The sequence below is a fragment of the Streptomyces sp. NPDC059679 genome (assembly GCF_042734105.1).
Lineage (GTDB): Bacteria > Actinomycetota > Actinomycetes > Streptomycetales > Streptomycetaceae > Streptomyces.
This window is the reverse complement of sequence record NZ_JBHWES010000027.1, coordinates 74,733-86,372: the sequence shown is the minus strand read 5'-3', so window position 1 is coordinate 86,372 and position 11,640 is coordinate 74,733. Positions and strand designations below refer to the sequence as shown.

Sequence of the window (11,640 nt, the reverse complement as noted above, 5' to 3'; positions counted from 1 at the left end):
AATGGCGCCATAATCCTCATCTATGTGGGCATCTTCCTTCGGGGCGCTGCGGGGCCGGGCCCCGCAGCGCCGTCCCGCACCACTGCCATTACCCGGCACGTAATCGACCCTCCTCGGCGGCTCGGACATCCTGAACACGTCGAAACCACCAGCCGAGGAGCCGAGATGTTCTTTACGACCGCCGATGGGACCCGCCTGGCCTACGAGGACTACGGACAGGGCCGCCCGATCGTCTTCGTCACCAGCTCCATGCTCAACACCGAGATGTGGGAGTACCAGATCCCGTTCTTCGTCGAGCAGGGCTTCCGCTGCCTCTCGTTCGACCGGCGCGGCCACGGCCGCTCCGACCGCCCCTCGGCCGGCTACGACATCGACACCCTGGCCGACGACCTCGCCGCGTTCCTCGACCATCTCGACCTGCGCGACGTGACCTTCGTCGCCCACTCGCTCGGCGGCGCCGAGGTGGCCCGCTACCTCGGCCGCCACGGCGAGGACCACGTCGAGCGCGCCGTGTTCGTCGGCGCCATGCTGCCGTTCCTCAAGCAGACCGACGACAACCCCGAGGGCATCCCCGAGGCCGCCCTTGACGGGCTGCTCACCGCCCTCCGCACCGACCGCCCCAAGTGGCTCGCCACCCAGTCACAGGCCTACTTCGCCACCCAGTTGGGCACCGAAGCCTCCCCCGCCATGATCGACTGGAAGCTCCGGATGTGCCTGTCCGCCTCGCCCTGGGCGACGTTGCAGGTCCAGCAGACGGTCTTCCACGCCGACAACCGCGAGCAGCTGCGCGGGCTGACCATCCCGGCCCTGATCGTGCACGGCGACGCGGACTTCTCCGCACCGCTCGAGGTGACCGGCCGCCGCACCGCGGCGCTGATCCCCGGCGCCGTCTACAAGGAGTACCCGGCCGCCGGGCACGGCCTCTACATCACCCACAAGGATCAGCTCAACGCCGACATCCTCGACTTCATCAAGTCCTGACGCCGCTGACAGTGCCCCCTCACTGCCCCCTCACTCCGCTCGCCGCGCAACCGCCTCGACGAGCCTCCGGATGTCCTCCAAGTCGGCCTCGAACTCGGCGTCGAGGTCGACGGGCAGGTCCAGCCACGGCGCGAGCCTGCCGTGGCCGGGCAGTTCGCCCTCCGGGAGCCGACCACGGCGGCCGCGCGGATCCAGAGTGCCGGGGGCGAAGCGGCCCGAGGCCTCGGAGGCCGCGAACCCGATCACAAAGGTGCTGATCAGGCGCTCCAGCCGGGGCACTTCGCGATCCGGGACCCCGGCGTCGACGAGCGCGGTGTAGATGACGTCCACCGCGCGCACGGCGTCCGGTGTGACGGCAGGCCGCGAGAAGAGCAGATGCGCCACCCAGGGGTGACGCCGGGCCACCTCCCGGCAGGCGTACGCGAGACCCCTGAGCCGTTCGTCCCAGGCCCGCGGTTCAGCGGCCCGCCCTTCGCCTTCGCCGGCCCGAACTTCCCTTTCGTCCGGCGGCAGGAGCGCGGCGAGCAGACGTCCGGCGATGCCGTCCAACAGCGCCGCCTTGTCGCTGACATGCCGGTACAGCGCCATCGGTGTCACTCCGACGCGATCGGCCACCGCGCGCATCGAGACCGCTTCGAGGCCCTGCTCGTCGGCGATCGCCAGTGCCGCGTCCAGAATCTCTTCCCGCCTGCCACCCATAGGTGTACAGCGTAGACGTATACGCCGTAGACACGGGCGGCGCCGACGCATACGGTGTAGACGTATACGCCGTAGACGTCACAGGGGGAAGGATGCTCATCGCGGAAGGCATGGTGAAGCGATACGGCCCGCGCCGGGCCCTCGACGGCTTCGACCTCGAGGTCGCGCCCGGCGAAATCGTGGGCCTGATCGGTCACAACGGCGCGGGCAAGACCACTTTCGTCGAAATCATCACCGGCCTGGTGCGCCCCGACGCGGGCCGGCTGCACATCGGCGGACATGACGCGCTGCGGGCCGGCCGGGCCGCGCGCCGGCTGCTCGGCGTGGCCCCCCAGGAGTTGGCGCTGTACCACCGCGTCACCATCCGGGAGAACTTGCGGCTGTTCGCCGGTCTGGCCGGGCTGCGCGGGCGGCGCCGGGACACCGAGATCGCCCGCGTCTTGGACGAGCTGCGGCTGACCGCGCTCGCGGACCGGCTCGTCGGCACCCTCTCCGGCGGACAGCGTCGGCGCGCACAGGTGGCCACCGCCATGGTCGCCTCACCACCGCTGCTGCTGGACGAGGTGACCGCCGGTGCCGACCCGGAATCCCGTTCCGCCCTGCTGACCGCCGTCAGGACCCGCGCCGAAGCCGGCGCCGCCATCCTCTACACCACCCACTACCTGCCGGAACTCGTCGATCTCGACGCCACTCTGGCACTCGCCCGCGCCGGGCGCGTCATCGCGCGCGGGACCCAGAGCGAGCTCACCCGCCAACTGCCCGGCGAGCTCAGGGTGGCCTTCGCCGACCCGGCCGAACCCGAACTGCGGCTGCCGACGACGGATCCCGGCGCCGACCTCGCGGCCCTGCTCGCCTCCGGCCGCACGCCCGTCTCCGTCGAGGTGCACCACCCCAGCCTGGACGACCTCTACCACTCCCTCGAAGCCGCGGCCCCACGGGAGGACGGGGCAAGCCATGATGACACCGCGTGAATCCGCCCTCCGTACGGGCGTCCTGATCCGCCACAACCTGCTGCTGATGCTGCGTGAACCGGGCCCACTGCTGAGCCGGATGATTCTGCCGCTCGTCTTCGTCACTCTGCTGCGCCCTCTCTACCTGGGCACACAGGGCCAAACGGCGGGCACCGAACAGGCGGTCGTGGGCACACTGGTCACATTCTCGCTGCTCGCGCTCAGCATCTCCGGGAGCGCGATTCTCACCGAACGGCTCGGCCGCACCTGGGACCGGCTGCGCGGCACGCCCCTCCATCCCGCGGAACTGCTCGTCGGCAAGGCCGCGCCCGTCTTCGCGGCCCTGCTCGCCCAGCAGCTACTGATCGTCGGCTTCGGCGTGTACGCCCTCGGGATGAGCGTTCCCCATCCGCTCCCGCTGCTGGGCGTCCTGCTCAGCTGGACCTGCGCCCTACTGGCCCTGGGTGCGCTGCTCGGCGTACTGGCCCGCAGCATGGGTGAGCTCTCGGCCGCGTACGACATCGGCGGCATGCTGCTGAGCAGCATCGGCGGCGCGCTCGTCCCACTCGGCACCCTGCCGCACTGGGTCGCGCAGACAGCCCCGCTCTCCCCCGGCTATTGGGCCGCCCGCGGCCTGCGTGCCGCCCTCGCGAACGACGCGCGCACCGTGACGACGGCCTGCTGCGTACTGCTGGCCGTAGCGCTGACTTGCGCCACCTTGGCCGCGCTCCGCCTGCAAGGCCGCGGTGGACGGCTGGTGCCTCTCTGAGCGCCCGCCGTCGGCCGGTCATCGGAGGTCATCGGTTGTCCATGTCGGGATGGGAGGAGGCAGGGGCGTAACTCTGTGGCGACGGAATCGTTACTCAGTGCGATGGTGCGACATATGGTCGCACGGGGAGGGGGAACCATGCGGGTCGGACAGGTCGTGCCGGGCCCCTACGAACGGGAACGGTTGACGGCTGCGGTCGCCGAGTCCAGCGGGTGGACCGACCTGATGCGCCGCCTCGGCGTCACAGTGAGCGGCGGCCGACGACGTGCCCTTCAGCGCAGAGCGGCCGAGTACGGGCTCGATACCAGCCATTTCGAGAGGGGGAACCCATGGCACAAGTTCTCCAATGAAGCAATAGCCCAGGCGGTTGCGTCTTCGGCCACCCTCCGCGAGGTCGCGGTCAAGCTAGGCGCCACACCGGCGACTGGCACGTTGTCGCACCTCAGACGCCGGATCGAAGCTGCGGGAATCGATATCGCCCACTTCCCCGGCCTCAACCGCCGACAGCCCGACTTGCCGTTCACCGCTGAGGAACTCCGCGAAGCCGTCTCGTCAGCGCGGAGCATCCGGGACGTGGCCCGCGCACTCTACGTCCCGGATAACGGCCGATCACGCGCCGCACTGGGGCGGCTACTCAAGGAGTCAGGCGTCGACACGAGTCACTTCCGAAACTCGCGCCTCGCTATCCCGGAGGACTCCCTTCGGGAGGCAGTTCTCGGCGCGACGAGCTTCGCCGAGGTCATGCGGCTGCTCGGGCTTCGGGTGGGCTACGCGAACCACCGACGGGTGCGGCAGCAAGCGGTTCAATTAGGCCTCGACACTTCCCACTTCACGCGGAAGACCTGGGGCACAGTCCCGGCCAGGAAGCCGAGATCCGTAGCCGATGACGTGCTACGGCTGCTCCCGGAAGGGTCGCCGCGCGTGAACCGCCGCCGTCTGCATCAGGCGCTCCAAGAGGTCGGCGTGCCGTACTCCTGCACGTCCTGCGGCAACTCCGGCGAGTGGCTGGGCAGGCCGATGACTCTGCAGATCGACCACGTCAACGGCGACTGGCTCGACAATCGGGCGGAGAATTTGCGCTACCTCTGCCCGAACTGCCACGCCCTTACCGACACCTGGTGTCGGCGCGGGAAGAAGAGCACCACCACCTAGCGCTCACCCAGATACCGTCACCGTCACCTGGCCGGTAGCATGGCGTCGGACTGGCGGCCGTGGCGTAATTGGCAGCCGCGCGGCGTTTAGGTCGCCGTGGGAGAAATCCCGTGTGGGTTCGAGTCCCACCGGCCGCACCGAATATCAGGGCGGCCCGCTGCACAAGCGGGCCGCCCTTCGGCGTCGCTCACCCCAGCAGATCCCGCACCAACGGCGCAAGCGCCCGGAACGCCCTCCCCCGGTGGCTGATCGCGTTCTTCTCCTCGGGGGTCAGCTCGGCGCAGGTGCGGGTCTCGCCGTCGGGCTGGAGGATGGGGTCGTAGCCGAAGCCGCCGCCGCCGACAGGCTCGCGGCGGAGAGTACCGGGCAGGCGGCCGGTGACGACGCGTTCGGTGCCGTCGGGGAGGGTCAGGGCGGCGGCGCATTCGAAGTGGGCGGCGCGGTGTTCGTCGGGGACGTCGCCGAGTTGGGCGAGCAGCAGGTCGAGGTTGGCCCGGTCGTCACCGTGGCGGCCCGACCAGCGGGCCGAGAAGATGCCGGGGGCGCCGCCGAGGACGTCGACGCACAGCCCGGAGTCGTCGGCGACGGCGGGGTGGCCGGTGGCGCGGGCCAGGGCGTGGGCCTTGAGGAGGGCGTTCTCGGCGAAGGTCACCCCGGTCTCCTTGACGTCGGGGACCTCCGGATAGGCGTCGGCGCCCACGAGTTCGACGTCGAGGCCGGCGTCGCTCAGGATCGAGCGCAGCTCGACGATCTTGTAGGTGTTGCGGGTGGCGAGGATCAGGCGCTTCATGGGACCTGATTATCGCGGTGGTCTCAGGGGCTGCAGACCTTGGTCAGCTCTCCGGCCGCGTCCTTGACGGGGGTCAGGTCGGGGTCCTGCCCCTTGTCGATGGCGGTCTGGACGTTGTCCACGGCCTTTTGGAGGTCGTCGACGGCCTTGCCGACATCCGCGTTGTCGGTCTTGTCCTTGATTTTGTCGATGTCCTTGTCGAGGGCGTCGAGGATGTTGTCGGCGTCCTGCGGGTCGACCACGGCGCCGCCCACCGCGTCCTGGAGGTCGTCCACGTCGGTGGAGATGTCCACGGCGAGCTGCGCGCAGTCGATCGCCTTCTCGACCGCGCTGCAGCCCGCGGTGATGGGCATCGCGATGGCGACGGCGGCGAGAGCGGTGAACGCGCTCGCGCGGCGGTAGCGGCGGCTATGGCGGCTTTGACCGAAGCGGCCGAAGCGGCCAAGGCGGCCTATGCGGTGGTGGCGCAGTGCCATGGACGGGTCCCCTCCCCTGGCGGCGGGTGCGGGCGCACGCGCCCGTACCCGATTGTCAGTACCCGATCTCAGTACCCGAGCATCGGTACCTGACTACACGCCACCGGCCGCCGCCGGGTTGCTTTTTGATGTTTGGCTCACTGCTCGCCGGCGAGCGCCGCGCGCTGGATCTCGGCCAGTTCGCCGCAGCCCGCGACGGCCAGGTCGAGCAGTCCGTTCAACTCCTCGCGCGCGAAGGGCTCGCCCTCGGCCGTGCCCTGGACCTCGACGAAGCGTCCGTCGCCCGTGCAGACGACGTTCATGTCGGTCTCGGCGCGCACGTCCTCCTCGTAGCACAGGTCGAGCAGCGGGATGCCGCCGACGATGCCGACGCTGACGGCTGAGACGGTCCCGGTCAGCGGCTGGCGGCCGGCCTTGATGAGCTTCTTGCCCTGGCCCCAGGTCAGGGCGTCGGCGAGGGCCACATACGCGCCGGTGATGGCTGCGGTGCGGGTGCCGCCGTCGGCCTGGAGGACGTCGCAGTCCAGGACGACGGTGTTCTCGCCGAGGGCCTTGTAGTCGATGACGGCGCGCAGCGAGCGGCCGATCAGGCGGGAGATCTCGTGCGTACGGCCGCCGATCTTGCCGCGGACGGACTCGCGGTCGCCGCGGGTGTTGGTGGCGCGCGGCAGCATGGCGTACTCCGCGGTGACCCAGCCCTCGCCGCTGCCCTTGCGCCAGCGCGGCACGCCTTCGGTGAAGCTGGCCGTGCACAGAACGCGGGTGTCGCCGAAGGAGACGAGGACGGAGCCCTCGGCGTGCTTGCTCCATGCGCGCTCGATGGTCACGGGGCGGAGCTGGTCGGGCGTGCGGCCGTCGATACGAGACATGGGTGGAGCCTATCGGCAATATCGGTCGGCAATCCCACGGTCCGTTCGGGCCGGTTCAACAGCTCACATCAGGTCTTCGATCTCGGCTGCCACGGGGTCCGCGTCCGTGCCGATGACGACCTGGATGGCGGTGCCCATCTTCACCACGCCATGCGCCCCGGCGGCCTTGAGCAGGGCCTCGTTGACGAGGGCGGCGTCCTTGACCTCGGTGCGGAGCCGGGTGATACAGCCCTCGACCTCGATGATGTTGTCGATACCGCCGAGCCCGGCGACGATCTTCTCAGCCTTGCTGGCCATGTCCACTCCCGTTGTCCGTGTGGGTTTTCATACGTTAACCACGTTTAGTCCTGGTTCGCTCGGCCATGTCCGCCGCCGCAGCCGCGACACCCCACCCTCCAGTGGTTCAGACCATAGCGGAACGATAGATTCCGTTATCCCGCCCTTACGTGCTAAAAACAGGTCTACACCACTGTGGTGTAGACCATATGCGGGCCGTCCCCTCTCCCCTGAGCGCCCGCCTCACCAGGAGGAATCCGATGAGTACGGCCACCGCTACGGCCGCGCCCGCCAGAAAGCGGCGCGCCGGTTTGTTCCAGGGACTGCAGAAGGTCGGCCGCAGCCTGCAGCTGCCCATCGCGGTCCTGCCCGCCGCCGGAATCATGGTGCGACTCGGCCAGCCGGACGTCTTTGGCGCCGACGGCCTCGGCTGGAACAAGGTCGCCGCCGTGTTCAGCAACGCCGGCGGTGCGCTCACCGGCGCCCTGCCGCTGCTGTTCTGCGTGGGTGTGGCCATCGGGTTCGCGAAGAAGTCGGACGGCTCCACCGCGCTGGCCGCCGTGGTCGGCTTCCTGGTCTACAGCAAGGTCCTGGAGGCGTTCCCGGTCGCCGACGCGGTCATCCAGAAAGGCCAGGACATCCCGGCCAAGTTCAATGACCCCGGGGTGCTCGGCGGCATCGTCATGGGGCTGCTGACCGCGGTGCTGTGGCAGCGCTTCCACCGCACCCGGCTGGTGGACTGGCTCGGCTTCTTCAACGGCCGCCGGCTGGTGCCGATCATCATGGCCTTCGTGGGGATCGCGGTGGGCGTCTTCTTCGGCCTGATCTGGGAGCCCATCGGCGAGGGCATCGGCAACTTCGGCGAGTGGATGACGGGCCTGGGTTCCGCGGGCTCGGCGCTCTTCGGCGCCGTCAACCGCGCGCTGATCCCCATCGGTATGCACCAGTTCGTGAACACCGTGGCCTGGTTCCAGCTCGGCGACTTCACCAACGCGGCCGGCCAGGTCGTACACGGCGACTACAACCGCTTCCTGGCGGGCGACCCGACCGCCGGAATGTTCATGTCCGGCTTCTTCCCGATCATGATGTTCGGCCTTCCGGCCGCCGCCCTGGCCATGGCCCACACCGCCCGCCCCGAGCGCCGCAAGGCCGTGCTGGGCATGATGGTCTCGCTGGCGCTGACCTCGTTCGTCACCGGGGTGACCGAGCCGATCGAGTTCTCGTTCATGTTCATCGCGCCGTTGCTGTATGTGATCCACGCGCTGCTGACCGCCGCGTCCATGGCGATCACCTGGGCCCTGGGCGTACACGCGGGCTTCAACTTCTCCGCGGGCTTCATCGACTTCGCGCTCAACTGGGGACAGGCCACCAAACCCTGGCTGATCATCCCGGTCGGACTGGCCTTCGCGGTGATCTACTACGCGATCTTCCGCTTCGCGATCGTCAGATTCAATCTCCCCACCCCGGGCCGCGAGCCCGAGGAGGAGATCGAGGACCTGACCAAGGCGTAGCCGCTCAGAAGGCGTAGAAGCTTGCCGAGCACGGCCGAGGCCCCCGGAACCGCTCCTTCGGTTCCGGGGGCCTCGTCACGTACGACGGTCTGGACGACAGCCGTGTACGACGGCCTCTGCGCTCAAATCTCGTAGACCGCGCCCGCCTTCGCCAGCTCCACCGGCCCGCCGAAGACCGCCTGTGCGTCCCGCTGGTTGATCTGGGGGTCCGTCCACGGCGGGATATGCGTCAGCACCAGGGTGCCGACCCCGGCGCGGCGCGCGTGCTCCCCCGCCTGCCGCCCGTTGAGGTGCAGCTCGGGGATGTCTTCCTTGCCGTGGGTGAACGCCGCCTCGCACAGGAACAGATCGGCGCCCCGGGCGAGATCCACCAGCGCCTCACAGGGGCCGGTGTCGCCGGAGTAGACCAGTGAGCGCCCCTCGTGCTCGATGCGGAAGCCGAACGCCTCCACGGGGTGGCAGACCCGGGCGGTGCGGATCGTGAAGGGGCCGAGGGTGAAGGTGCCCGGGGTCAGCGTGCGGAAGTCGAAGACCTCCTGCATGGACTTCTCGTCGGGCACGTCCTCGTAGGCGCGGACGAGCCGGCGCTCGGTGCCCTCGGGGCCGTAGACGGGGATCGCCTCGGCGCGGCCGCCGTCGTGCCGGTAGTAGCGGGCGACGAAGTACGCGCACATGTCGATGCAGTGATCGGGGTGCAGATGGGAGAGAAATACGGAGTCGAGGTCGTAGAGACCGCAGTGGCGCTGCAGCTCGCCCAGGGCGCCATTGCCCATGTCGAGCAGCAGCCGGTAGCCGTCGGCCTCTACGAGGTAGCTCGAGCAGGCCGATTCCGCGGACGGGAACGACCCTGAGCATCCGACGACGGTGAGCTTCATGAAGCAGGAACCTCCTCGGGGGGTCCCCATGCCGAAGGCCATGGGCGGGTGCGGGGGTCATGCGGTGCCCACGAGCGTAAAGCGCTAAAGCCCTGGTCGCTCCTCTACAGGCCCGCGTTGTGGGCGGAATCACCAGGACGGCCGGGAACTCGGCCCCCGGCGGCCCCAGTCCGGTCCGCACGCCCCCACAGCCCCAAACCCCGGGCTCACCCCCTGCCCCCGGCCCGGGCTCACCTCAGAGCCCATGGCCCGGCCCCCGGCTCACCCCAGAGCCCCGGCCCCCGGGCTACGCCCAGAGCTGGCCGTGCAGCGTCGCGATGGCCTCCTCCGTGGTGGCGGCGGTGTAGACGCCCGTCGACAGATACTTCCAGCCACCGTCGGCGACCACGAAGACCACATCGGCGCTCTCCCCGGCCTTGACAGCCTTGCGGGCGACGCCGAGCGCGGCGTGCAGCGCGGCCCCCGTCGAGACGCCGGCGAAGATGCCCTCCTCGGCGAGGAGTTGCCGGGTGCGGGCCACCGCGTCCTCGGAGCCGACCGAGAAGCGGGTGGTCAGCACGGTCTCGTCGTAGAGCTCGGGGACGAAGCCCTCGTCGAGGTTGCGCAGGCCGTAGACGACGTCGTCGTAGCGCGGCTCGGCGGCGACGATCTGGATGCCGGGGACGTGCTCGCGCAGATAGCGGCCGACGCCCATCAGCGTGCCGGTGGTGCCGAGCCCGGCGACGAAGTGGGTGATCGACGGCAGGTCGGCCAGGATCTCGGGGCCGGTGGTGGCGTAGTGGGCGCCCGCGTTGTCCGCGTTGCCGTACTGGTAGAGCATCACCCAGTCCGGGTGCTCGGACTTGAGCTCCTTGGCGACGCGTACGGCGGTGTTGGAGCCCCCGGCGGCGGGCGAGGAGATGATCTCCGCGCCCCACATGGTGAGCAGCTGGCGCCGCTCCTCGCTGGTGTTCTCCGGCATGACGCAGACGATGCGGTAGCCCTTGAGCTTGGCCGCCATGGCGAGCGAGATGCCGGTGTTGCCGGAGGTCGGCTCCAGGATGGTGCAGCCCGGTGTCAGCCGGCCGTCCTTCTCGGCCTGTTCGATCATGTAGAGCGCGGGGCGGTCCTTGATCGAGCCGGTCGGGTTGCGGTCCTCCAGCTTCGCCCAGATACGGACGTCGGCGGAGGGGGAGAGCCGCGGCAGCCTGACGAGCGGCGTGTTGCCGACCGCTGCCAGAGGGCTGTCGTACCGCATCAGACCCCGCCGCCCGCGACGGCCGGAAGGATGGTGACGCTGTCGCCGTCGGTGAGCTTGGTGGAGACGCCGTCGAGGAAGCGCACGTCCTCGTCGTTCAGGTAGACGTTGACGAAGCGGCGCAGCTCACCGTCGTTGACCAGGCGCGCCTGGATCCCGGTGTGCCGGGTCTCAAGGTCGGCGAAGAGCTCGGCGATCGTGTTCCCGCTGGCCTCGACCGCCTTCTGGCCGTCGGTGTAGGTGCGGAGGATGGTCGGGATGCGGACCTCGATGGCCATGTGTGGGCTCCTGTCGGAGGGCGGGGAATCAGGGCCCCTCCCGGACGGCGTCCGGGGGGAGGGTCGGTGCGCACGGCAGCGCGCGGGCGTAGGGACGTGGCTCCGCGGCGGTCAGGCGGCGGCCCGGCGCGGACACATCGCGCTGGAGAGCCGGCACAGGTCGACGTGGAGGCGCGCCACGAGCAGCATGCCCGGCGTCTTCTCGCTCACATCATCGACAACCATGGAGTCATCGTATCGATTCCCCGTCCCGCCCCCAGAGGGCCGTCCCACGATTCGGGCGGATCGCGACCACGATACGAGATACGGGGCTTGTCTAGTACGCCTCGACGACCTTGACCTCTTCCTCTGTGATCTCGCCGTCCACGATCCGGAACGACCGGAACTGGAACGGGCCCTCGTCGTTGCCGCACTCGGCGGTGGAGACCAGGACGTAGTGCGCGCCGGGCTCGTTGGCGTACGAGATGTCGGTGCGGGACGGGTATGCCTCGGTGGCGGTGTGCGAGTGGTAGATGACCACGGGCTCCTCGTCCCGGTCGTCCATCTCGCGGTAGAGCTTGAGCAGGTCGGTCGAGTCGAACTCGTAGAACGTGGGCGAGCGGGCCGCGTTGAGCATCGGTATGAACCGCTCGGGGCGGCCGCTGCCGGCCGGACCGGCGATCACGCCGCACGCCTCGTCGGGGTGGTCGGCGCGGGCGTGCGCGACGATCTGGTCATGGAGGGCCTGCGTGATGGTCAGCATGGCCAAAGAATAAGACGCGCAAAACGCGGCGGGCT

General features: G+C 69.6%; 15 protein-coding genes and 1 tRNA gene. 6 read left to right on the top strand and 10 right to left on the bottom strand.

Annotated elements, in window-relative coordinates:
• The first annotated feature begins 165 nt into the window (after window positions 1-165).
• Window positions 166-981, top strand: a complete 816-nt coding sequence (locus tag ACFV2X_RS27230) for an alpha/beta fold hydrolase (RefSeq protein WP_385621124.1) — start codon at window positions 166-168, stop codon at window positions 979-981.
• Window positions 982-1,011: 30 nt separating this feature from the next.
• Here the strand turns inward: ACFV2X_RS27230 and ACFV2X_RS27225 are convergent, their stop codons facing one another.
• A complete protein-coding gene (locus ACFV2X_RS27225) occupies window positions 1,012-1,680 on the bottom strand; it encodes a TetR/AcrR family transcriptional regulator (RefSeq protein ID WP_385621121.1) in 669 nt (222 codons plus the stop codon).
• A gap of 92 nt (window positions 1,681-1,772) precedes the next feature.
• Here ACFV2X_RS27225 and ACFV2X_RS27220 point away from each other — a divergent pair, with 92 nt between their 5' ends.
• From ACFV2X_RS27220 to ACFV2X_RS27205, 4 genes are all read left to right on the top strand, one after another.
• Window positions 1,773-2,651: an ABC transporter ATP-binding protein gene (locus ACFV2X_RS27220; RefSeq protein ID WP_385621118.1), complete on the top strand. Its 879-nt coding sequence runs from the start codon at window positions 1,773-1,775 to the stop codon at window positions 2,649-2,651.
• Window positions 2,635-3,399, top strand: coding sequence for an ABC transporter permease (locus tag ACFV2X_RS27215; RefSeq protein WP_385621116.1), 765 nt, complete (start codon window positions 2,635-2,637; stop codon window positions 3,397-3,399). The genes ACFV2X_RS27220 and ACFV2X_RS27215 overlap by 17 nt, the downstream gene beginning before the upstream one ends.
• Window positions 3,400-3,537: 138 nt before the next feature.
• Complete coding sequence (locus ACFV2X_RS27210) at window positions 3,538-4,551, top strand: HNH endonuclease signature motif containing protein (protein ID WP_385621114.1); 1,014 nt, start codon at window positions 3,538-3,540, stop codon at window positions 4,549-4,551.
• A gap of 53 nt (window positions 4,552-4,604) precedes the next feature.
• Window positions 4,605-4,688, top strand: a tRNA-Leu gene (locus tag ACFV2X_RS27205).
• A gap of 50 nt (window positions 4,689-4,738) precedes the next feature.
• Here ACFV2X_RS27205 and rdgB read toward each other — a convergent pair.
• The 4 genes from rdgB to ACFV2X_RS27185 all read right to left on the bottom strand — a co-directional run bounded on the left by rdgB (window position 4,739) and on the right by ACFV2X_RS27185 (window position 6,989).
• Entirely contained in the window at window positions 4,739-5,341 is a 603-nt protein-coding gene (gene rdgB / locus ACFV2X_RS27200) for an RdgB/HAM1 family non-canonical purine NTP pyrophosphatase (protein WP_385621112.1), read from the bottom strand.
• A 23-nt stretch (window positions 5,342-5,364) separates the two neighbouring features.
• Entirely contained in the window at window positions 5,365-5,817 is a 453-nt protein-coding gene (locus ACFV2X_RS27195; RefSeq protein WP_385621109.1) for a hypothetical protein, read from the bottom strand.
• A gap of 137 nt (window positions 5,818-5,954) precedes the next feature.
• Window positions 5,955-6,686 (bottom strand): ribonuclease PH, encoded by a 732-nt coding sequence (gene rph / locus ACFV2X_RS27190; RefSeq protein WP_385621107.1) that lies wholly within the window; start codon window positions 6,684-6,686, stop codon window positions 5,955-5,957.
• 63 nt (window positions 6,687-6,749) lie between these two features.
• Window positions 6,750-6,989 carry a glucose PTS transporter subunit EIIB gene (locus ACFV2X_RS27185; RefSeq protein WP_089512391.1) on the bottom strand — a complete coding sequence of 80 codons (240 nt, stop codon included), beginning with the start codon at window positions 6,987-6,989 and terminating at the stop codon, window positions 6,750-6,752.
• Window positions 6,990-7,222: 233 nt separating this feature from the next.
• On the opposite strand from ACFV2X_RS27185, the gene ACFV2X_RS27180 reads away from it, so the two are divergent.
• Window positions 7,223-8,473, top strand: coding sequence for a PTS transporter subunit EIIC (locus tag ACFV2X_RS27180; protein ID WP_385621105.1), 1,251 nt, complete (start codon window positions 7,223-7,225; stop codon window positions 8,471-8,473).
• Window positions 8,474-8,595: 122 nt separating this feature from the next.
• Here the strand turns inward: ACFV2X_RS27180 and ACFV2X_RS27175 are convergent, their stop codons facing one another.
• The 5 genes from ACFV2X_RS27175 to ACFV2X_RS27155 form a co-directional block, all read right to left on the bottom strand.
• On the bottom strand, window positions 8,596-9,348 hold the full coding sequence (locus ACFV2X_RS27175) for an MBL fold metallo-hydrolase (RefSeq protein WP_014179255.1): 753 nt from the start codon (window positions 9,346-9,348) through the stop codon (window positions 8,596-8,598).
• A 286-nt stretch (window positions 9,349-9,634) separates the two neighbouring features.
• The gene (locus tag ACFV2X_RS27170; RefSeq protein ID WP_385621101.1) at window positions 9,635-10,585 is read right to left on the bottom strand and encodes a PLP-dependent cysteine synthase family protein; all 951 of its coding nucleotides are present in this window, start codon (window positions 10,583-10,585) and stop codon (window positions 9,635-9,637) included.
• Window positions 10,585-10,863: a MoaD/ThiS family protein gene (locus ACFV2X_RS27165; RefSeq protein ID WP_358706574.1), complete on the bottom strand. Its 279-nt coding sequence runs from the start codon at window positions 10,861-10,863 to the stop codon at window positions 10,585-10,587. The genes ACFV2X_RS27170 and ACFV2X_RS27165 overlap by 1 nt, the downstream gene beginning before the upstream one ends.
• A 111-nt stretch (window positions 10,864-10,974) precedes the next feature.
• The gene (locus ACFV2X_RS27160) at window positions 10,975-11,088 is read right to left on the bottom strand and encodes a putative leader peptide (RefSeq protein WP_385621098.1); all 114 of its coding nucleotides are present in this window, start codon (window positions 11,086-11,088) and stop codon (window positions 10,975-10,977) included.
• Between the two features lie 91 nt (window positions 11,089-11,179).
• Entirely contained in the window at window positions 11,180-11,605 is a 426-nt protein-coding gene (locus ACFV2X_RS27155) for a Mov34/MPN/PAD-1 family protein (RefSeq protein WP_089512387.1), read from the bottom strand.
• Window positions 11,606-11,640 lie beyond the last annotated feature (35 nt).